The organism is Photobacterium sp. J15 (genome assembly GCF_963870815.1).
Taxonomy (GTDB): domain Bacteria; phylum Pseudomonadota; class Gammaproteobacteria; order Enterobacterales; family Vibrionaceae; genus Photobacterium; species Photobacterium marinum.
Window position 1 is genome coordinate 1271535 of record NZ_CAWMUI010000002.1, and the last position, 23067, is coordinate 1294601.

Below are 23067 nucleotides of genomic sequence, written 5' to 3' on the forward strand. Positions count from 1 at the left end.
CGGCTCTCGCTTTTATTTTAACAATAAGATGATTTTAACAATTTAAAATATGATGATAATTCTTCTCTCATTTTTATTTTGTTTTCTTCAATGTCGACATTATTGTTTTTGATTTTTTTTGCCAGATCATCAAATGAACTGAAACGTATCAAATCTAATCCTAATCCATAAGATAATTCACGATCATTTGGACTACCTTCAGACACACAGACAATACCCCGACCATTAGTCATATACTGCCTAGCACTCGAGATACCACCTCTTGGTTGCAAGATAAAATGAGAACAAGACATAATCATACAAGTATATGTTAAACTGTTTGTTACTGTCGGATAACTAATAGTAACAATACTTTTTTTCACATATCTCAAATACAGGCAATATAAATCAATTAATATTCTTGTGAACTTGACTTTATCATGATGAAACAGTAAGAACTTATAGTCATTTAATATACCTTGCTTGTTAAATGATTTAATCAGGCTAATTAACTGCTTCAACGTAAACCTTTCCCTTTTACTTCCAAGAAGTATTCTATTCTCAGGCTTATCATGAATTAATTTCATTTCGAATAAATCATTCAACTTATCAGTATGTTCAACAGGCATCGTTGCAAATGGATCTCGAACATTAATGATGTTGAAATCATCTCTTCCCAACACATCGCTCAACGCCCCCCTAAATGCCTTATCTAAGGTAATAAATGTTTTTATACGTGGTAATAATTCAACAACATCAGAACTTATATGGAGCTTTTTTGACTCAGCGATCACACCTTTCTGTTGTTTGATTTTTTTCCACCTATCCAATTCATCATCAGTAAGATATATACGAACTTTTTTTATCAAATCCTTTTCAAAGTCATATATATCCTTTACCACAAAACTATTAGTACTTGTAAATGAAATTAGTGTGAACGACTTTGCCTCTGAAAGTTGAGAAAGTAACGCCCTATCATATGAAACACATGACACTCTTACATTACTTGGAAGATCAGTTTCAGCATCGGAATCAATTGTCAAAAAAACCAATTTGTCTTGATCAACGTTCGCCTTATTAACCAAAACATCAATATATAGATTTGTAAAAACATGTTTCCCATGACCAATAATAACATGTTTATTTTTAAACTTATTCATATCTATAAATTACAAACAACCTAAACTAAAAAAACAATGAATTTTATTCAACCTAATTATAATTGAGCTCCACTTTACACCCTATGAGCTTTAATGTTCTTATATTCCAAATTTAAATGAATTTACTAGTGACATCTCAAATGCGAGATTAAATCTTATAATTGAAGATCCTACTCATATGAAATTAACATTAAAGCTCATCTATATTTAATGTTATATACTACGAGATGGGTATAAAACCAGTTTCATACTATTGATATGACTATTATTATGATGCAACGGTAATAGCATTTCAATGCTTGCACCTAAAATCAATACGCTTTATTGAATACAGCTCCTAAAATCTAATATTCACACTATAAAATCTTACACGGCTATGCTTCGCACTATATTACCAATAAGTTCATAGGGTATAATCTACTACTCATGTTAATGCTCTGATATTTTTTACAAATTAGCTAACTACAGACACTTTTATGGATTTCGATGCCCTGCTTACCCTCTCAGAAAACGGAAAGATATTTGCCAACCCTCGTCGTATCGCCCTGCTAAAAGCGGTACAGCAAACCGGCTCAATCAGCCAAGGAGCTAAACAAGCAGGGATCAGCTACAAAGCTGCTTTTGATTCCATCAAAGACATGAACTGCCGCTCAGAATCGCCGCTGATCACTAGTGAAAAAGGGGGCAAAGGAGGCGGTGGCGCGTCAGTCACCCGCTTCGGCGAACGATTGATTCAGATGTATGATCTACTCGATACTATCCAGAATATGGGACTGAAAGCGCTCAACGATGATGAAGCACCGCTGCACAGCCTGCTTGGGGTAATGGCGAAATTCTCACTACAAACAAGTGCGCGAAATCAGTTCTTCGGCACCATCAGTGATATTGAGAATCATGCCCTGCACGATCGGGTATTCATCCTGCTTCAAAGTGGTCAGCATGTCATAGCGACAATTACTCATGGCAGCACTGTTCGTCTGCAACTAAAAAAGGGTAAAGATGTTGTCGCCCTGGTTAAGGGCCCCGCGATTGAAATTTGCAGTGAGCCACCAGCAGACCCACAACTAGATAACCAGCTAAGTGGAACCATTCGCCACGTACAATATGATGAAAGTTCAGCCGAGGTATCAGTAAGGCTTGATGACAATGATGAGGTTTGTGCCCTCATCGACAGGAAAGAAAATGAACAGGATGAGCTTCAGGAAGGAAAGCACGCGCTGGCATGCTTCTCTTCTTCCCAGGTAATTATCGCAACGCTCAGTTAGTGAACTGAATACAATCTCCACTAAAGGCGCTGTAGTCGGCGCCTTGCAACAGACAATCAACGAAATGTTTGTAATCCAGATACTGGGAAAGAACCAGTAAAACTGCTGTTAACACCAGCCCAAGCAACGAAATGCGAATCAACCAAACTTTCCTTTTCTTCAGTGCTAACATCAGACAAAACAATGAAATTGGTGCAATTAGCAGAGTAAAGGGTAAAAGGCTGGTTACGGAAAGGGCCATATTGAGCATCAAACCTCAGTGGATTCTTCGGGCGTCAATGATAAGCCTTTTTCTGCTCTCAACTCAAAGCTTTCAAACACAATTTGCAATAACTTACATTACTCTGACACAAGCCATTCACAGCCTCACAGGTAAGCAAACGATTCATCATCGTTAATATGAAACATATCAACGATACGTTGTGATCCATCCCTCCTTTTATTCACCAAAAGCATAATAGTTCTGATTTGAGTCACACTTTGTAAGCATAGTTAGTGCACATCGAAACGTTTCGCTCTACATTTACAGCCATCGAAACGTTTGCGTAAACGTTTCGATGAATAAAAATGATTTTGGATGCCACGCCACACAGGCTTGTTCATCTTGCTTCAATACCCTGCTCGAATAAGGTGCAAACCATGAAAAAAAGCGCACTCATCAATTCAGAATTGTCATACGTCATCGCGACTCTGGGACATACTGACGAAATTACCATCTGTGATGCCGGCTTACCGATTCCGAATGAAACGCAACGTATCGATCTTGCGCTTATTCCTGGTGTGCCAACCTTTATCGAAACCGTCAAAGCTGTGCTTGGTGAGATGCAGATTGAAGGCGTTGTCATGGCAGAAGAGTTCATGAGAGTCAGCCCAGCTCATCACGAAGCACTTATCGGGCTGATTCGTGAAGAAGAAGCACAATGCGGCAAATCAATTAACCTTAGCTATGTCAGCCACGAAGAATTCAAGATCCACACCCAAAACAGCAAAGCAGTCGTTCGCACTGGGGAATGCACCCCATACGCCAACGTGATCTTCCAGTCCGGCGTAGTGTTCTAAACCCCAATCTTGTAACGAATTGCAAGGAACTGACATGAAACAGCCAATCTTAGAACTACAAGGCATTGATAAAGCATTCCCGGGTGTAAAAGCCCTTGATAATGCTTGCCTTAATGTCTACCCAGGCAAAGTGATGGCTTTGATGGGAGAGAACGGGGCCGGTAAATCTACCCTGATGAAGGTACTGACCGGAATTTATACCAAGGATGCCGGAGAAATCCGCTACGAAGGTCAACCGGTCAGCTTTAACGGTCCTCGCCATTCGCAGGAAGCCGGCATCAGTATCATCCACCAGGAACTGAACCTTATCCCTGAGCTGACTATTGCTGAAAACATCTTTTTGGGACGAGAAAAAACCAATGCCTTCGGCGGTATTAAATGGTCAGAAATGTACCGTGAAGCGGATGCCCTGCTGCAACGCCTGAATGTAAAACACAGCTCACGCCAGCTGCTGGGTGAACTCAGCCTGGGCGAACAGCAGATGGTTGAGATCGCCAAGGCACTATCCTTTAAGTCTCAGGTCATCATTATGGATGAACCGACTGATGCCCTGACTGATACCGAAACTGAGTCTCTGTTTAAAGTTATTAACGAACTGCGCGATGAAGGCTGCGGTATCGTCTACATCTCTCACCGTCTGAAAGAAATTTTCGAGATCTGCGACGACATTACAGTACTGCGTGACGGTAAGTTCATCGGCCAGCGTGCAGTCGCCGACATCGACGAAGACACCATGATCGAGATGATGGTTGGACGCCGCCTGGATGAACAGTACCCACGTATTGATGTCACGCACGGTACAACCTGCCTGGAAGTGAAGAACCTTAACGGTTCCGGCGTTCATAACGTCAGCTTTAACCTGGATCGCGGTGAAATTCTGGGAATTTCCGGCCTGATGGGTGCAGGACGAACTGAGCTGATGAAAGTAATCTTCGGTGCCCTGCCCCGTGAATCTGGCGATATTGTGCTTGATGGTAAAACAATCAACCCAATCAGCCCGCAGGATGGTCTGTCGAACGGTATCGCTTACATTTCTGAGGATCGTAAAGGTGACGGCCTGATCCTGGGACTGTCGGTTAAGGAAAACATGTCCATCTGCTCGCTGGAACAACTTTCCAAAGGTGTTCAGCTCAATCACTACGATGAGGTCACCGCAGTTGAAGACTTTATCCGACTGTTCAACATCAAAACGCCGAGCAGAAATCAAATCATTGGTAACTTATCCGGCGGTAACCAGCAAAAAGTTGCCATTGCCAAAGGCCTGATGACCAAGCCTAAAGTTCTGATCCTCGACGAACCAACTCGGGGGGTCGACGTCGGTGCGAAAAAAGAGATTTATCAGTTAATCAACCAATTCAAAGCCGAAGGGATGAGCATCATTCTGGTCTCTTCGGAAATGCCTGAAGTGCTGGGTATGAGTGACCGAATTCTGGTCATGCATGAAGGTCAGATCAGCGGTGAATTTATGGCCGCCGATGCCGACCAGGAAAAACTTCTGGCCTGCGCTGTAGGTAAACAAATTAATGAGGTAGCAGCATGAGCACCAACGCTATGACTAAGACCCCTGAATCCGGTAGCACCAAGCTATTCAGTAAAGAGTGGTTAATCGAACAGAAGTCACTGATCGCACTTATCTTCCTGATTGTGGTGGTGTCTTTCCTGAACCCGAACTTCTTTACCGTTGACAATATTCTGAACATTCTGCGTCAGACATCCGTTAACGCCATCATCGCGGTAGGTATGACCCTGGTTATCCTGACCGCAGGTATCGACCTGAGCGTAGGCTCGGTACTGGCACTGTGTGGTGCGTTTGCTGCCAGCATGATTGCGATGGAAATCCCAGTAATTATTGCCGTTCCGACAGCTCTGCTGGCCGGCGCTGCTCTTGGCGCAATCAGCGGCGTAATCATAGCCAAAGGTAAGGTCCAGGCTTTCATTGCCACCCTTGTTACTATGACCCTGTTGCGCGGTGTCACCATGGTTTATACCGACGGCCGACCAATCTCTACCGGCTTTACTGATGTTGCAGACACATTTGCATGGTTCGGTACCGGTTACGCAATGGGTATCCCTGTACCAATCTGGCTGATGGTTATCGTATTTGCCGCAGTCTGGTACCTACTGAACCACACTCGCTTCGGCCGCTACATTTACGCTCTTGGCGGCAACGAATCGGCAACCCGTCTTTCAGGCATCAACGTAGATCGCGTCAAGATTGGCGTCTACGCAATCTGCGGCCTGTTAGCAGCCCTGGCTGGTCTTATCGTTACCTCTCGTCTTTCATCGGCTCAACCAACTGCTGGTATGGGATACGAACTGGATGCGATTGCTGCAGTAGTGCTTGGTGGCACCAGCCTGGCCGGTGGTAAAGGTCGAATTATGGGTACTCTGATTGGTGCCCTGATTATCGGCTTCCTGAACAACGCACTAAACCTGCTGGATGTATCGTCCTACTACCAGATGATTGCCAAAGCAGTCGTTATCCTGCTGGCAGTGCTGGTAGATAACAAAAATAAGTAACACCGATTGATTACAACCTCTGTAGCGCGGGCTCTCTCCTGCCCGCCTAACCCGACACATGTAGAAAGGAAAACGGAATGAAAAAGTTAGCAACCCTGATCTCAGCTGCCGTAATTTCAGCTTCTTTCAGCACTACCGCTGCCGCGCAAGATACAATGGCGATGGTTGTTTCGACCCTGAATAACCCATTCTTTGTCACAATGAAAGAAGGTGCAGAGGCAAAAGCAAAAGAACTGGGGTATAACCTGATTGTTCTTGATTCTCAAAACGACCCGAGCAAGGAATTGTCGAATGTTGAGGATCTGACTGTCCGCGGTGTAAAAGCAATCCTGATCAACCCAACCGATTCAGATGCCGTCTCTAACGCAATCCGTATGGCAAACCGTTCTAAGATCCCTGTCCTGACTCTGGACCGCGGTGCAAGCCGTGGTGACGTTGTCAGCCACATCGCATCTGATAACGTTGCCGGTGGTGAAATGGCCGGTAAGTTCATCATGGAAAAAGTCGGTGAAAAAGCACGCGTTATCCAGCTAGAAGGTATCGCTGGTACATCAGCTGCCCGTGAACGTGGTAAGGGCTTCATGCAAGCAGTTGATGCTCACAGCATGAACCTGCTGGCCAGCCAGCCTGCTGACTTCGACCGTACCAAAGGCCTGAACGTAATGGAAAACATGCTGGCTGCAAACCCGGATGTGCAGGCTGTATTTGCTCAGAATGACGAAATGGCGCTGGGCGCACTTCGCGCAGTTCAGGCTTCAGGTAAAGATGTTCTGATTGTCGGCTTCGACGGCACAGATGACGGTATTGCAGCGGTTAAACGCGGCAAACTGGCAGCTACAATCGCTCAGCAGCCGGATCTGATTGGTGCTTTGGGTGTAGAAACCGCCGATAAAATGCTGAAAGGCGAAAAAGTAGATGCGAACATCCCTGTTCCACTGAAAGTTATTTCTAAATAATCAATAGTATCAGGAACCTGACTCCAGGCTCTGTAATGAGCCACTTAGGAACTGGAAGTCAGGTTCCGATCTATTAACCAGAATCTATCGTTTAGTGCCAACGTTGATGCCAAACGAAACACTAACCCATATATTCTGGCCCGATAAAACGGCAAACGTACAGTTAAAAAGGTTTCAATATGAATAAATTAGTTGTTCTTGGTAGCGTTAATGCCGACCACGTTTTACAGGTTGCTTCTTTCCCGCGTCCGGGAGAAACCTTACATGGCCACAGTTATTGCGTTATCCCCGGCGGTAAAGGTGCCAACCAGGCTGTTGCCGCTGCACGTCTGGGTGCCGATGTTGCCTTTATTGCCTGTGTTGGTAATGACAGCTTCGGCTACCAGATGCGAGAAGAATTCGCCAAAGAAGGCATGAATACAGAAGCTGTTCTGGTAGAAGAAAACGTCCCAACAGGCATTGCGATGATTCAAGTTGCTGCCACCGGCGAAAACAGCATCTGTATTTCTGCTGAAGCGAACGCCTGCCTGACACCGAAGCGCCTTGAGCCTCATCATCACCTGCTTGCTAATGCTGATACCCTGCTGATGCAGCTGGAAACGCCGATTGAAACAATCGAAGCTGCGGCAAAGGTGGCACAAGAAGCAGGTACTCGTGTTGTACTAAATCCTGCCCCTGCTCAGCCATTATCTGATGACTTATTGCAACTTATTGATATGATTACGCCTAATGAAACAGAGGCAGAATTGCTTACTGGCGTAAAAGTAGAAGATACAGCGTCAGCACAGAAAGCAGCAGATGTCCTGCATGCCAAGGGGATCAAACAGGTTATGATCACTCTGGGTAGCCAGGGGGTCTGGATCAGCAACGAAGGAAAAGGTCAGCAAGTACCAGGCTTCCGCGTTGATGCAAAAGATACCACCGCGGCAGGTGATACCTTTAACGGAGCCCTTCTGACTGGGCTTCAGGAAGGCAAAGCCCTTGATGATGCGATCCGGTTCGCACATGCCGCAGCTGCCATTTCAGTAACAAGAATGGGTGCTCAGACTTCAATTCCACACCGCAGAGAAGTGGAACGCTTTCTGATTGAGCACCATTAAGTAAATTGCCTGTATAACCGGCTTCAGACCCTGCCACACTCAGGTTAGAAGAATGTCAGTTATACAGGCTGTACCAGTTATCTGGTATGTGTCAGGGAGAACTCAATGGCGACAATCAAAGATGTTGCAAAGCGCGCCGGGGTATCCACCTCAACGGTCAGCCATGTACTCAATAAGACCCGGTTTGTCAGTGAAGACATTTCTGTCCGGGTAATGGCAGCAGTAGAAGAACTGAACTACGCCCCTTCTGCCCTTGCCCGCAGTCTAAAGGTAAACCATACCCGTACCTTCGGGATGCTGGTTACCACCTCTACCAATCCCTTTTTCGGTGAAGTCGTAAAAGGCGTTGAACGCCGTTGTTACGAGCAGGGTTATAACCTGATCCTTTGTAATACCGAAGGCGATGTCGAGCGCATGCGCTCTAACTTAGATACACTGCTGCAAAAGCGCGTTGATGGCTTGCTACTAATGTGCAGCGAAGTCGAAGGCCGGGATTTCGACCTTTTCACCCGCCACCAGCCGGTTCCGACTGTCGTTATGGACTGGGGCCCGATAGGCTTTCCAAGCGATAAAATTCAGGACAACTCACATCACGGCGGCTACCTTGCCACTCGACACTTAATCGAAAAAGGTCACACTAAAATAGGCTGCTTAACCGGCCCGCTGGATAAACTGCCAGCCCAGCAACGTTTGTCAGGTTTTGCTCAGGCAATGGAAGAAGCCGGACTGGAAATCAACAAGCAGTGGATCGTATCCGGATCATTTGAATGCGAAGGCGGCGAGCAAGCCTTCAATGAAATATACGAGCGAGGCCCGCTGCCTACAGCCCTATTTGTCTGTAACGATATGATGGCGATGGGCGTGATTAATACAGCTCACAAGAAAGGATTGTCCGTACCGGATGACATTTCCATCATCGGATATGATGACATCAAGCTGGCTAAATATATCACGCCGTCACTCACTACTATCCATCAGCCAAAACATCGTCTTGGCCAACAGGCTGTTGATACGCTATTGGATAAAATCCAGAACAAGCGAGCTTCTAACAGAGTCATTCAACTCGAACCGACACTGGTTGAGCGTGACAGCGTAAAAGCTATCTAGCTCCATTCGCAACGCAGACACGATAAAAAGCTTAGATTTCTTATTAAGCCATTTAACACAGCAAATAAAGTAAGGGCAGAACAAACGTTCTGCCCTTTTTATATGTGGAGAGTATCTAATAACCATGTTAAAACAGTCATCTCTATGTGATTACTGCTTCTAACGGGAGTTCTGTTTACCGGATATATCGATTTAAATCACCAGGCCACCGTCAATTTTCAGGGTCTGACCGGTAATAAATGAGGCATTATCACTAGCTAAGAACAACGCACCTTTCGCAATATCTTCCGGCTTACCCATGCGTTTAAGTGGTGTTTTGTTCTTCATGTAATCCAGTACTTTTTCTGGCAAATCCACTGTCATCGGGGTTTCAATAAAGCCAGGGGCTATACAGTTAGCACGAACCTGTGCACCTTTACGCGAGAATTCTTTTGCCCAGCCTTTAGTCATCGCAATTACACCACCTTTAGTAGCAGCATAGTTACTCTGACCGATATTACCGTCAGTACCAACGACAGATGACATAGTAATAATTGAGCCGATACCTGCTTCAATCATGACCGGAGCAATTGCCTGAGTCATATTGAATACACCTTTAAGGTTCACATCAAGAACCATATCCCAGTCATCTTCAGACATTTTGTCCAACAGGTTGTCACGGGTGATACCAGCATTATTAACTAATACGTCAATATTGCTGAATTCTTGCTTGATCTTCGCAATAAAGTTTTCGATTGCCTGACGATCACAAACGTTAAGCTCAACTGCTCTTACATTGCTATAATCAGACTCAAGATCAGCCATCGCCGCAGCATTCATATCACAGGCAAATACCATTTTTGCATCGTTTTTAGCGAAAGTTTCAACGATACAGCGACCAATTCCCTGCGCTCCACCGGTAACGACACACACTTTATCTTTAAGCATGATTTCTCCCAATTTTCATACTAATTAGTAATACATTTTTTGAACTGAAACTAAATTAGCATATTGAAAATATGTATCATCAACAAAAACACAGTATTTATATGGATATTAGAAGAAACCCACAAAATGAGGCGTAACAAGTTTGCAAAACCAACTGCTCGGATATGTCAGAGAATAGCCTCATGAAATAATAGTAATTAACTACACTATTCAGTTATATTGAGTTTTCTCTCATCAACTGTCGAGCAATATAAAAAACTTAAATAAAAATGTATTGCTTATAACTATTTTAATGAATATAAAAAAGCATGAGGCATACGAATTACCTCATGCTTTAAACTATATTCTTTTTAAAATTATTATCTGACCTTCACAATTTAAAGAATGACAACGAATGCTTCTGTTTTTCTGCCAGTACAGACAATTCATCACTGGCTGTCGCACATTGACTTATACCTGTCGCATTTAAGCTGACAATATGATGGATGTTACTAATGTTTCGGTTAATATCATGAGTAACCTGAGATTGCTCCTCCGCCGCTGTCGCAACCTGAGTATTCATATCAGTAATACCCTGTACCGCTTCATTTATTCCTTGAAGGGCTTCATTTGCCTTATCTGTGAGAGTATGGCTACTTTCCAGCATTGTTCGAACTGAATGCATGGTTTCATTGGCATTTGCCGACTGAGCCTGTAACTGCTCAATAATGACCTGTATTTCCCCTGTCGATTCCTGTGTTCGAGCTGCAAGCTGACGAACTTCATCAGCAACAACAGCAAAACCGCGCCCACTCTCACCAGCACGAGCCGCCTCAATGGCAGCATTTAAAGCCAGCAAGTTAGTCTGCTCTGAAATACTTTGAATCACTTCAATTACTTTACTTATCTGCACAGACTGTTGTTCGAGCTGGTTAACTACTTCAGCAGCATCATTCAAACGGCAGGCAATCTCTTCACTGGCGTGTGTAGTCTGGTCAAATAACCCAGCCCCTTCCGCTGCCAGTACACCGGCGCTACGGGCATTATCATCCGCTCTTACCGCAGCCTGATTGACGCTTTCAGCCGTAGAGGAAAGCTCCTCTACCGCAGTTGCAACTTGCTCAACTTCGGTTGTCTGCTGGTTGGCATTCTTTTCCGACTCTTTCATCACCGTAGCAAGCTCTGTTGATGAAGATGCAACACTCGCGCTGATTGTCATCAGCTCACTGACCGTCTTGCGCAATTGTGAAACCATTCGATCAATATCATGAGCAAGATGGGTGAGTTCATTTTTTCCATCAGTATCTAACTCAACATTTAACTCACCACGAGCTACTTTTTGCATCGCCTGCTGCAGAGCTAAAACAGGACTGACAATATAGCCGGATAATAACCACCCGAATCCAACACCGACCAAGATCGTCGCTAATGTGAGCCACATAGCCGTTTCGAGAATTTGATTGTGATTTTGAACCTGAATTGCAATCTGCTGATCTGTAATAACATTCAGCTTATCGGAAAGTGCATCAATCGCAACGGTCATATTGTCACCCAGAGAGCGGTACTGAGTGACATAAGTCTGATATTCCAGCTCATTAATTCGCCCAGCATGATACTCTGCCAGCACGAACAGCATGGTATTGCGAGTATAATTTAAATACTCATTAAACGTCCGATTAAATGCATTTAATTCTGTTTCAAGACCAACCACTGCTCTGAGCTTCTCAATCGCAGCTGTATTTTCCTGCTCGGTCTGATTAAGGCTATTTTCAAAGCTTTTTAACTGCGATTTATCATATATAGCGTAAATAGCGCTTACTCTTGTTGCGTACATTCCATTAATTAAAGTCGCAACACTATTTTTTGCCATCACTGCCTGTTGAGTTGTCATGTTCATTACAGAAACTGCATTTTCAAGACCACCACGACTCAAGAAAAACGAGGCTAAAAAGAAGATAGAGACTACAACAACCGGAATTGTCACCTGGCGCCGTATTGATATGTTCTTAAATATAGACATACAACTTGCCCCTTATTGTATTAATAAAAATGCAATGGGAAAGCTCTGCGTCACTGCATATATTAGTCATAGCAATAGGGGGAAAGAGTTACAAAGAAATAATAATTACACAGATCTCACTTTCACTATAATCGCCATTTATAGATAAATTCAGCGAGTATATTCAGATACGGCTTAAAAAATAGAATTAATATTCAGCAACGTTTATTGGGGAAATTAATTACTAAGTAATTTATTATTAATTACCCTATAAAAGTATTTCATTTTTATTCATTACCAGTAAATAATCACAAATCTGTTAATTACAGCAACAAAGTAACCAGAGTTTAATCTAAAATATATCGCTTATAAAAAAACCGGGCTAAAAGCCCGGTTTTTATAAACATCAACGATGTTGCATTAAGCTTCGTGACGAGGCTTACGATCGCGACGTGGACGATCAGTACCATGGTTACGCTCACCACGGTAGATACCACGGTTATCACCGCCACGGTTGCGGTCAAAACGACGCTCACCGTCACGACGACCACGGCCACCTTCACGGTTGCCATCGCGGTTACCACGGTAACCACCACGGTTGCCATCGCGGTTACCACCACGACGGTGCTCACGAAGCACCTCACCCTCAACAACAACAGCTTTCACTTCGTTCTGACGAATACGCAGCTTCTTAAGCTGAGCCGTTACTTCAGCAGTCATCTTCTTAGGAAGCTGTACGTAAGTGTGTTCAGGAGCCAGTTTGATTGCACCAATGAACTCTTTGTTCAGACCTAGTTCGTTTGCAATTGCACCAACGATGTCTTTAACCTGAACGCCCTGCTCACGACCAACCTGCAGCTGGTAAGTATCCCAGTCAGCGTTGTTGTATACACGGCGCTCGCGACGCTCACCGCCACGCTCGTCACGACGACGCTCACGACGCTGCTTGTCACGCTCGATAGCCGCGATCATTGGGTCCGGACCTTTGTAGAACAGAGGACGGTTACCCTGCTGACGCTTCAGCAGCATTGCTGCCAGTGTAGTTGCATCAACTTCGATCGTTTCCTGAAGCTTGTCTACAAGCTCAACGAATGCTTCTAGGCTAGCCTCTTCTTTCTGAGCGGCTAGTTCCTGACCCAGACGGTTCAGGCGAGCTTCTGCTACCAAGTCACGCAGCGGAAGCTGAATTTCTTCCATACGGGACTTAGTTACACGCTCGATAGTACGCAGCATGCGGATCTGGTTAGTACGAACCAGAAGGATCGCCTTACCATTACGGCCCGCACGACCTGTACGGCCAATACGGTGGATGTAAGATTCAACATCAAACGGGATGTCGTAGTTGAATACGTGTGTAATACGTGGCACATCAAGACCACGGGCAACAACGTCAGTTGCAACCAAAATATCAATCACACCACGCTTGATGTGTTCAACAGTACGCTCACGTAGTGACTGAGGAATATCACCGTGCAGAGCCGCAGCTTTGAAGCCACGAGCAGACAGCCAGTCAGCCAGACGCTCGGTATCCTGACGGGTACGTACGAACACGATAGATGCATCAGTGCCTTCAGTTTCAAGAAGACGCATCATTGCTTCGTCTTTTTCTACGCCTTTAACCACCCAGAACTGCTGCTCAACCTGAGAAACAGTACGGTTTTCACCAGCTACGTCGATACGTGCAGGTTCACGCAGGAAGCGGTCAACGATTTCTTTAACCATTGGAGGCATAGTTGCCGAGAACAGTACGCGCTGAGCTGTTTCAGGCGCTTGTTCCATGATCCAGGTAACGTCATCAACGAAACCCATCTTCAGCATTTCGTCTGCTTCATCAAGTACGAATGTGTGTACTTCATCAAGGTGCAGACGGTCACGAGTAATAAGGTCTTTAACACGACCAGGAGTACCAACAACGATGTGCGCACCAGACTTAAGTGCACGCATCTGGTCTACGATAGATGCACCACCGTAGATTTCCAGAACTTTAAGGCCCTTGATGTTTTGACCAAGGTTTTTGATTTCAGCAGCAACCTGAATCGCAAGCTCACGAGTAGGAGCCATTACGATTGCCTGAGGTTTATACTGGCCAAGATCCAGTTTGTTCAGTAGCGGAAGAGAGAATGCCGCTGTTTTACCAGTACCAGTCTGAGCTTTACCCAGAGCATCAGTACCAGTTAGTAGCAGAGGAATTGACGCCGCCTGGATAGGAGTCGGCGAAACGAAGCCCATTGTATCAAGTGCGGATAAAATTGTGTCGGCCAGATCTAACTGGCGAAATTCTGTAACAGATTCTAGCATTGGGATCCCAATATATAATCTAACGTAAAACGGGCCCCTTTGGCTTTAGACGGTTCTACAACAGCAACCACAAGCATGGGCCTCGAAGATATGAGGCGCGCATTGTGCGCCATTAATCGATAAAAAGCCAGAAAAAATTGAGCGTTGTCACAAAATAACTTAAAAACACCTATTTCTTGAACAAAAAGCTTACATAGAAAACAAGTGTCATATCAGCCCGCTTCGCAGATAAATTCACTCCATTGATGATGCTGATTCCTCCCCCATTCTTTTGCCAGATACAAGGCTCGGTCAGCGCCTTCAATTAAGTCTTCCGGCGTGATTCCGGAAATTGGCGAGATTGTATGCAAACCTGAACTAATAGTTACTCGTCCCTCATCAACCGCTTCATTCGTTATGTTCAACCGATTAATACAAACCAGCATTTTTTCGGCGACATTCAGCGCCACTTGTGCATCTGCACCCGGTAGCAAGCAAGCAAATTCCTCCCCCCCGTAACGAGAAAAGATATATTTTTTATAGGGTTTGACTACTTTTTCCAGTGAAGCGGCTATTTTTCTAAGGCAATTATCACCTTCCTGGTGACCATAGGTATCATTAAAGGTTTTAAAATAATCAACATCAATCATGATCAGGCTAAGCGGTTCACCGGTCTTAGCTGCACTCTGCCAGTAACGGTTCAATGACATATCAAAGAAACGACGATTCGCAACACTGGTTAAGCCATCTTGCATAGATAACTGCTCTAGCTGATGATTCGCTTCCGCCAGTGCCTTGTTTGTTGCTTCAAGCTCACGTGTGCGTCGCATCACACGTTCTTCAAGTTCAATATTCAGCATGGCCAACTCATCGTGCTTTCGCCGAATCACGATTTGCTGCCCTAAAGCAGCACCAAACAGTTTCAGAATTTGTCTCTGATGCTCGGTAAGCATTTGCTGGTTAATCAGGTTATCGGCCGCCAACCAGCCGATACATTCCTCACCGTTCCACATAGCAATCATGGCATTCCAGCCAGTTCCGACTTGTTTAAGCCCAAAATAAAGAGGCGCATTTTCCCTTACTACAACATGATCCCGATGGCTTAACGCTTCATTGACCAATGGGTGATCAGGGATCACACTGGTGAAGTCACCACGCGGAACAAGATTCCCTTCAGGGTCTGTACCGTAAGTACCCTGCATTTTATTTTTCTCAAAATCAGTCAGAAAGATTGCCATTCTGTCTATTCCCAAATGGCTGCGTCCTAATTCGACTGCACGTCTGTATAACTGATCTAAGTTCTTTGCTTTGGATAAACTCAACGTAACTTCATGAAGATTCCTTAACAAAGCAAGGTATTCGTTGATTGAGTAATTTCGGATTTCCAGTTCAGCCTCAACACTTCGACGACTGAGATAATTATCAATGACTTCCTGTTTTAATACCCGGGCGCTGATGTCCGGAGCAATCTGATAAAGTAAGCGTTCAATATGTGCAAGGTTGGCTTCAAAATAATCAGGCTGTTTAGTTTCAGCGTAAAGAAAACCAACATTTTCGGTATGCGTTTTAATCGGAAGCAATAAGCGACACCAGTCTTTATCGCGAAGATCAGCTTTAATTCCAAATAACTGCGAAGGCTTATCAGCATAAGTCTGTACAAACTGTCCGGCCTGACGGGCCTGCTGCAACATGCCAACCGGCACACCGTTATAATCATCAAGATCTAATGCTGTACTGAAGTAACTGAAAACATCCCCCAGCCAACTGGCAATCACTCGTGGCTCATGGTTCTTTTCCACAAGTAAAGTAATATAACTAAGCTTTAATTCTTTACTGAATACTGACAACAGCTGATAGCACCAGCGTTCAAGATTCGACTGACGCGCTAACAAATCAACCAAGTCACTTAATTCCAGTTTCAGATTCACATCCATATTATCGCTCCCGGTCAACTGAGCACTATATAAGAACCGATACTTATTTTTATCGGTACCAGTACCTTGTTTACCAAATTCCTGTAGCTTTGATAGCGATAATCATTGGGAGTGTGATGATCTGCGCTCTAAATCCCATAACGAATGCAAACATCTCAACAGTTCAGTCTCATACTTAGAAAAAATATTCATGCAAATAATCAGTAACTTATTGATACCATTCTCAAATAAAACCAACTTTCAGGTGCATACCTGTGGCGATGACACAATGGAAAGCACCTCACAACCCGCATTATTACGGCATATTGAAAGTCCGTCAGAATGGCGCATAGAACTTGGTTTTAGAGCATGAAGGCCTTATAGTGTGTCCGTTCACAATCTGAGACCGGGCATAATGTTTCAAGATAATCCATTACTAGCACAGCTAAAAAAACAAATTCAGGAAACGCTTCCGAAAAAAGAAGGTAATATCAAAGCAACTGACCGTGGCTTTGGTTTTCTGGAAACCGACAACAAAGAAAGTGTCTTCATTCCGCCTAACTATATGAAAAATGTAATGCACGGTGACCGTGTTGTTGCAGTTATTCGTACAGAAAAAGAGCGTGAAGTCGCAGAACCTCAAGAGCTGGTTGAGCAGTTCATTACCCGCTTTATAGGTCGCGTAAAGCTTATCCGTGATCGTCTGCATGTTGTTCCAGATCACCCGCAATTAAAAGACGCAATCAAAGCACGCGCTGTAAAAGGCCTCAACCCGGAACTTCTTAAAGAAGGTGACTGGGTAGTTGCGAACATGACTCGCCACCCGCTAGTAGGCGACAACAAAACATTCTTCTGTGAAATCAAAGAAAAAATCACAGACAGCAACGATAAAATTGCACCATGGTGGGTAACACTGGCCCGTCATGAGCTACCTAATGCAGAACCGGCACCACAAGAAAGTTGGAATATGCTGGATGAAGGTCTGGAACGTCAGGATCTGACGGCTCTGCCATTCATCACAATCGATAGCGAATCTACTAAAGATATGGATGATGCTATCTACACGGTGAAGAAAGAAGACGGCAGCTTCGAGATTACTATCGCCATTGCCGATCCGACATCTTACATCTCTGTCGGTGACAAAATGGATGATGAAGCTCGCGAACGCGGCTTTACCATTTATCTTCCAGGCCGAAATATCCCTATGCTGCCGCGTGAACTGAGTGATGAGCTTTGTTCCCTGATGGAAAATGAAAAACGTCCGGCTATCTGCTGTCGTGCAACAGTTGCTCAAGACGGTGTTATCCAGGACGACATTCAGTTCTTTGCAGCATGGATCAAGTCACAGGGCCGTCTGGCTTACGACAATGTTTCTGATCTGCTAGAGAACGGCAGTTGTGAAAACTGGGCTCCGAATGAAATCATTACCGAACAGGTTAATGCCCTACATGGCTTTGCTAATGCCCGCAGCAGCTGGCGTGCAAACAACGCGGTAGTATTCCCGGATCGTCCTGATTACCGTTTCGAGCTAAGTGAAGACAACGACGTTATCGCTATTCATACCGATCCGCGCCGTACAGCAAACCGCATGATTGAAGAAGCGATGATCACTGCTAACATCTGTGCAGGTCGTATGCTGCAAGGCAAATTCGGTACCGGTGTATTCAACTACCACAACGGCTTTAATCCAGAGAAACTGGATACAGCGATGGACTTCCTGACTGAAGCCAACGCACCGTTCGAGAAAGAAGAGCTTCTGTCTCTTGAAGGTTTCAGCGCACTGCGTCGCTGGCTTAATGATCAGGACACCACTTACTTGGACAACCGTCTGCGTAAGTTCCAGGCATACAGTGAAGTAGGCAATGCACCAGCACCTCACTATGCTATGGGCCTAGACGTTTATGCGACCTGGACATCCCCAATCCGTAAGTATGGTGACATGATCAACCACCGCCTGCTTAAGGGAATCATCAGCGGTAATGAGCCAAGCCAGAAACCAGATGACAGTGTTGGTGAAGAGATTGCCAACCACCGTCGTCACCACCGTATGGCTGAGCGAGACGTTGCTGACTGGCTGTATGTTCGCCTATTGAAAGATGCAGTAAAAGAAGAAACTGTATTTACCGCAGAAGTGTTCGATATCAATCGTGCTGGTATGCGTGTTCGCCTGCTTGAAAACGGTGCGGCAGCCTTCATTCCAAGCCCGCTGATTCTGGACAACAAACAGCGCATCGAATGTAACGGTGATCTGGGCATCATCAACATTGATAAGGTTAAAGAATATCAGCTTGGTGATACTTTCGAAGTTAAGCTTGCTGAAGTTCGTGCGGCAACTCGCCAACTGGTCGCTAAACCAGTTAAAGAGTTCCCTGCTCCTGAAGCAGAAGCAAAGACCGAATCCCAGCCAACTGAAGAGCAAGCTTAATCGCTTTTCCACTCAGTTAACTATATCGAAAGAGCCAGTTAGAACTGGCTCTTTTTTTACATCACTTCTTTTAATCTTGCTTAATATTGTTACTCTTACGTCAAAATATTCTAAAAAGAGTAAGCAATGTCAGCTCAACACAGTGCAGAAATCAAACAGCAGATCCAGCAGTGGCTGGAAGATGTCGTGATCGGGCTCAATCTATGCCCTTTTGCCGCTAAACCTAACCGCAACAAACAGATTAAAATCCACATAAGTGAAGCTGAAAGCGAAGAGATGTTACTTGAAGATATATATCAACAACTTCTTGAACTAGATCAGAAGCCAGAGGACGAACTGGAAACAACCTTGGTAGTAACACCGACGCTCTTTGCCGATTTTGACGACTATAACCAGTTCCTAAATCTTGTGGATGCACTCATCATCCAGACCGGCAAAGAAGGTATCTATCAGGTCGCCAGTTTCCATCCGGATTATTGCTTTTACGGTACTGAACCAGAGGATGCAGAAAACCTCACTAACCGTTCGCCTTATCCGGTATTTCACCTAATCCGTGAAGACAGTATGGAAAGAGTGCTGAAGCATTATCCTGATCCGGAAAGTATCCCTGAGCGAAACATTGAATGTGTAAAAAAGCTAACATTTGAGCAAAGAAAGGCGTTATTTCCATTTCTGTTCAAAACGGCAAAATAAAAGACAGTAGATGGATTCAGGGAGCTGTTGCTCGCTCCCTTACAAAACTAATTAACATAAACAATATAATTCACATTTTTACGGAAGAAGACAACCTGTGGTACATCTTTGTAGTATGTCCTGACAGGGAAATGAGTTGTAATGTCACAAGTTTCATTTGCAATATTCAGAAGCGCCGGAGTACGCTTCGGGCTACCTTTGGTACTGGCTATTCTGATGATGTTCTCATTAGAATCGGCTTTGACAGCCTTCATCCCATATCACGGGTTACTTCTGTCGCTACCCTATATTTTGCTTGGTATCGTTATTCTGTTAAGCCAGCCTTTCAATCAGGGAAAAACGGCTCTGGCGGCTTTACTGATGCTTATTGCTTTCTACGTTATCCAGACTCACCTACAGTCTCCGCTTGCCGATAATAAAACACACCTGATCTATATTTTGCTGGTAACCCTGTTGCCACTCAATTTACTTCAGCTTCACCTCATCCCGGAAAGGAGGTTGTTTTCACGCTTCGGCAGCGGCTATATTATTTTCCTTGTTTTACAGGTCGCCTGGGCAAGTCTGGTTGCCAACCACTTTGCCGAAAGAGACCTCAGTCAACTATGGGACAGTTACTTATATGCGATTCCAGGCGTTTCCCCCATGCCTGTTTTGCTGATCCTGCTGTACCTCGGTGTTGGCTTTGCCTGTGGCTCTACCATCCTGAAACGTAACCATGGCTATGATCAGGCTATATTTATCAGCCTGCTCTTTGCCGGCATTACCTTTTCAGTCTTCCAGCAGGCATTTATCTCCAGTGCAGCGTTTTCTGTAGCCGCCATATTGCTGCTACTCAATATCATCACCTGTAGCCATGAGCTCGCCTACATAGATCAGTTAACCGGTATCCCGGGCCGAAGAGCCCTCGAAACCGAGATGAAATATCTGGGAAGGACTTATACCCTGGCGATGCTGGATATCGATCACTTCAAGAAGTTTAATGATACCTACGGCCACGATACCGGCGATGATGTTTTGAAACTTGTTGCCGGCTTCCTACAACAAATCAAAGGCGGAACTGAAGTGTTTCGTTACGGTGGTGAAGAGTTCACGATTCTATTTAAAGGGAAAGAAGCGGCTCAGTGCATTGAATACCTTGAGCATTTTCGCAAAGAAATTGCTGACTTTGAAATGCAACTGAAACAGCCTGACGTACACCCGAAAGATGAGAAAATCGGAGCCAAAAAACGCAAAAAGCAGGAAGCCGTCAAAGTCACGGTAAGTATTGGTGTCGCTGACAGCTTCCCTGACCATAAACCAGCGAATGTGATTAAAGAAGCGGATGTCGCTTTATATAAAGCCAAAGAGTCAGGACGAAATCAGGTCTGTCAAAACTAAACAGTTTCCCACCTCTAGGCTAAATAGCAAATCAATTAGAAGACGTTCAAAAACAAAAAACCCGATGAAATCATCGGGTTTTGGTTACTAATTAAACCTACCTTCATTTTGTTTCCAACTGAGAGTAAGCCCAGCTATGCAGCAACGCCAAAAAGTTTAAGTACAAGATAACTTAACAGATCGGCGGCCAAACCAGCGTTAAGCTCTGTACTCGGGAGCGGCTCACCATAAGTTTATGAGCCTTATTATTGTTTTTCGAAACTAATGTCTTATAGGAATCATCTTAGCAGTCAATTCATCGTATTAAAACCCGGAAAATACGCGTTCGATGATAGTTTAATTCTTCTCACAGCTATTCTACAAATGCTCTCTTCCTTCACGCCCCTGAGTACCTCTAAAATAATATTATTTTTATTCAATAACTTAACCCAAGCGCATTACCTATTACCAACCAAATCCGACTATAATTAACAAATTACAATAATGAACAACATGTTATTTTGATTAACCAAAGCAAATACATCTCACTAAACATATTTGACTTAAAACTAAAAAACCAAAAGTCAGAAACTTTCGGTTTTTATAGTGATGTCTTTTAAATAGCCGGCTCAACACAAACCAGACCTTTGTCAGCACCAAGACTATCTACCATTCGGTACTTACTCGATACCATTTGATCTGCCTTAAATTCTAACATCCAAATCAAATAGCCGGATGGCTCATCGCGACTCAAGAATTTACCTTTAGTCAAACCTGCCAACAAATCATTGGATGACATATAGTCCCACAATTTTTGATAATCTGCTTTTTCCGCTAACTCTTGGTTAGATTGATCGCAAAGCTTACGTATTGCCCATCCATTTGCCTCAGAATCAAGCAATTCATCTTCGAGAATTGTGTATTTTTTGCCCCCAAACGTATAACTTGGCGATTCCACCATATCGCTTGCCTTTAGCTGAAGCGTAGATATGTAATCACCATTATCAGCAACACTACGGATATAAACAGGAGCCTTTGGAATAGGGTTAAACGTTACATCAACAGTAGAACCCGGCTGATTTGAGTTATAAGCAATTTGTACCCCCATCGCTTGCCCGCTAATAATTTGCAATTCAACCTGATTGCTAACGGCTTTTGATACAGGACGGTAGTAAGAAAGTCGAACCTTACCTTTGCCTATCACCTTGCTGTCTACCAACACACTTGGCAACTCAAGTACATTTCTGTTTTCACGTTGAGCCTGAGTCAGATTTGCCTGCACATAAGTTTTCGCCCAGGCATCAGCAAAGCCGTAGGTCATTCCACTATCATGATTAAACCCGTATGCATGTGCAACTTCATGAAAAATAGTGTTATAGGTTGCCACAGAATAAGGGCGATAGTTAGCAGAGGTTGGAGTAATATATGATTCCCAATAAGAAGCCCAACCGCCAGAACTTGCAACAGGTAAGTTGATATCTGGAGAACTACCGCCCCCCATACCCTCTGCCGCATACTTATTGCGCATCACCTTCATACCAAGCTGATGCTCGCTCATACCCATTGTTAGCAAATTTTTCGTCGAGTAACTTAATAGCGGATCACCATAACTGCTACATCCTGAGTACTTAGTGCAATTAGCGGCATCTGCAAAAAAGTTATCGGCAAACTGTGAGAAGCTTTTTCGATTAAACGCATTGCGCATATTAATCAATACGGTTTCATAGATAATGCGTTGAGCATCATCCGGGGCGTTATAGCACGTTTTGCTTTGATCACTGCAATCAGCGTCAAATCCCGCGATTTGGACTTTAGGGGCGAATAATTTTAACTGTTCTTCAAAATTAAGTTTACTCAATGTATGAGTTGAAGAAGACAGCTTAGCTTTGCTGTACGCGGGCAAAGCCTGAAAAAGTTTAAGCAAGGCTAATTGCTGTTTCTCTCCCTGTCGAACTGCTAACGAGTTTATGGTTTGAGGAGTTCGATTATAAATACTCCACGCTAATCCTTCATCAACTAGCTCAATATCATCAAATTGAAATACATCACCTGCTGCCAAGTTTTGTACTTGCGACACTTGAACATCGATTTCTTCTAAATTCTGACTTGTTACTTTAATCCGATGCTGAACATCTTTGATATATTGTGATGTATCATTATTACCTTTACTCCCCTCCTCGTTACAGCCGGTTAAGGCGACAGTTAACGCACACACTGCTAGAGCGGAAAAACGCCTATTCATTCTTCTTTTTACCCGTTATTGCTTCACAAAAAAGCTCGTATTAAGCATTAAATTGACAAATCACTCAACAGAAACCTTTATCTAATTTACATTCCTTAGCGTTATACAAC

At 44.1% G+C, this 23067-nt stretch carries 16 protein-coding genes; 10 read left to right on the plus strand and 6 right to left on the minus strand.

Annotated elements, in window-relative coordinates:
• Positions 1-17: 17 nt before the first annotated feature.
• A complete protein-coding gene (locus AACQ93_RS22730) occupies positions 18-1139 on the minus strand; it encodes a hypothetical protein (protein WP_064609113.1) in 1122 nt (373 codons plus the stop codon).
• A gap of 476 nt (positions 1140-1615) precedes the next feature.
• Between AACQ93_RS22730 and AACQ93_RS22735 the strand changes: the two genes are divergently transcribed.
• The 7 genes from AACQ93_RS22735 to AACQ93_RS22765 all read left to right on the plus strand — a co-directional run bounded on the left by AACQ93_RS22735 (position 1616) and on the right by AACQ93_RS22765 (position 9146).
• Positions 1616-2404, plus strand: coding sequence for a TOBE domain-containing protein (locus AACQ93_RS22735; protein WP_064609115.1), 789 nt, complete (start codon positions 1616-1618; stop codon positions 2402-2404).
• 639 nt (positions 2405-3043) lie between these two features.
• On the plus strand, positions 3044-3463 hold the full coding sequence (rbsD, locus tag AACQ93_RS22740; RefSeq protein ID WP_064609119.1) for a D-ribose pyranase: 420 nt from the start codon (positions 3044-3046) through the stop codon (positions 3461-3463).
• A gap of 34 nt (positions 3464-3497) precedes the next feature.
• On the plus strand, positions 3498-5003 hold the full coding sequence (gene rbsA, locus AACQ93_RS22745) for a ribose ABC transporter ATP-binding protein RbsA (protein ID WP_064609121.1): 1506 nt from the start codon (positions 3498-3500) through the stop codon (positions 5001-5003).
• A complete protein-coding gene (gene rbsC, locus AACQ93_RS22750; RefSeq protein WP_007464060.1) occupies positions 5000-5983 on the plus strand; it encodes a ribose ABC transporter permease in 984 nt (327 codons plus the stop codon). Before rbsA ends, rbsC begins: the two co-directional genes overlap by 4 nt.
• Before the next feature lie 77 nt (positions 5984-6060).
• Complete coding sequence (gene rbsB / locus AACQ93_RS22755) at positions 6061-6939, plus strand: ribose ABC transporter substrate-binding protein RbsB (protein ID WP_064609123.1); 879 nt, start codon at positions 6061-6063, stop codon at positions 6937-6939.
• Between the two features lie 179 nt (positions 6940-7118).
• Positions 7119-8039: a ribokinase gene (gene rbsK, locus AACQ93_RS22760; protein ID WP_064609125.1), complete on the plus strand. Its 921-nt coding sequence runs from the start codon at positions 7119-7121 to the stop codon at positions 8037-8039.
• A gap of 105 nt (positions 8040-8144) precedes the next feature.
• Positions 8145-9146 (plus strand): substrate-binding domain-containing protein, encoded by a 1002-nt coding sequence (locus tag AACQ93_RS22765; RefSeq protein WP_064609127.1) that lies wholly within the window; start codon positions 8145-8147, stop codon positions 9144-9146.
• A gap of 192 nt (positions 9147-9338) precedes the next feature.
• Here the strand turns inward: AACQ93_RS22765 and AACQ93_RS22770 are convergent, their stop codons facing one another.
• From AACQ93_RS22770 to AACQ93_RS22785, 4 genes are all read right to left on the minus strand, one after another.
• A complete protein-coding gene (locus tag AACQ93_RS22770; RefSeq protein ID WP_007462549.1) occupies positions 9339-10073 on the minus strand; it encodes a beta-ketoacyl-ACP reductase in 735 nt (244 codons plus the stop codon).
• A gap of 370 nt (positions 10074-10443) precedes the next feature.
• Positions 10444-12072 (minus strand): methyl-accepting chemotaxis protein, encoded by a 1629-nt coding sequence (locus AACQ93_RS22775; protein WP_064609129.1) that lies wholly within the window; start codon positions 12070-12072, stop codon positions 10444-10446.
• A gap of 399 nt (positions 12073-12471) precedes the next feature.
• Positions 12472-14349 (minus strand): DEAD/DEAH box helicase, encoded by a 1878-nt coding sequence (locus AACQ93_RS22780; RefSeq protein WP_064609131.1) that lies wholly within the window; start codon positions 14347-14349, stop codon positions 12472-12474.
• Between the two features lie 212 nt (positions 14350-14561).
• Positions 14562-16262: a sensor domain-containing diguanylate cyclase gene (locus tag AACQ93_RS22785; protein WP_084419416.1), complete on the minus strand. Its 1701-nt coding sequence runs from the start codon at positions 16260-16262 to the stop codon at positions 14562-14564.
• A gap of 394 nt (positions 16263-16656) precedes the next feature.
• On the opposite strand from AACQ93_RS22785, the gene AACQ93_RS22790 reads away from it, so the two are divergent.
• The 3 genes from AACQ93_RS22790 (at position 16657) to AACQ93_RS22800 (ending at position 20736) form a co-directional block, all read left to right on the plus strand.
• Positions 16657-18666 (plus strand): exoribonuclease II, encoded by a 2010-nt coding sequence (locus AACQ93_RS22790; protein WP_064609132.1) that lies wholly within the window; start codon positions 16657-16659, stop codon positions 18664-18666.
• Positions 18667-18792: 126 nt separating this feature from the next.
• Entirely contained in the window at positions 18793-19359 is a 567-nt protein-coding gene (locus tag AACQ93_RS22795; RefSeq protein ID WP_064609134.1) for a DUF1415 domain-containing protein, read from the plus strand.
• Between the two features lie 141 nt (positions 19360-19500).
• Positions 19501-20736, plus strand: a complete 1236-nt coding sequence (locus AACQ93_RS22800) for a GGDEF domain-containing protein (protein ID WP_064609136.1) — start codon at positions 19501-19503, stop codon at positions 20734-20736.
• A gap of 595 nt (positions 20737-21331) precedes the next feature.
• On the opposite strand, the gene AACQ93_RS22805 is transcribed toward AACQ93_RS22800, so the two are convergent.
• Positions 21332-22957, minus strand: a complete 1626-nt coding sequence (locus tag AACQ93_RS22805; protein ID WP_157097640.1) for a hypothetical protein — start codon at positions 22955-22957, stop codon at positions 21332-21334.
• Positions 22958-23067: the final 110 nt, after the last annotated feature.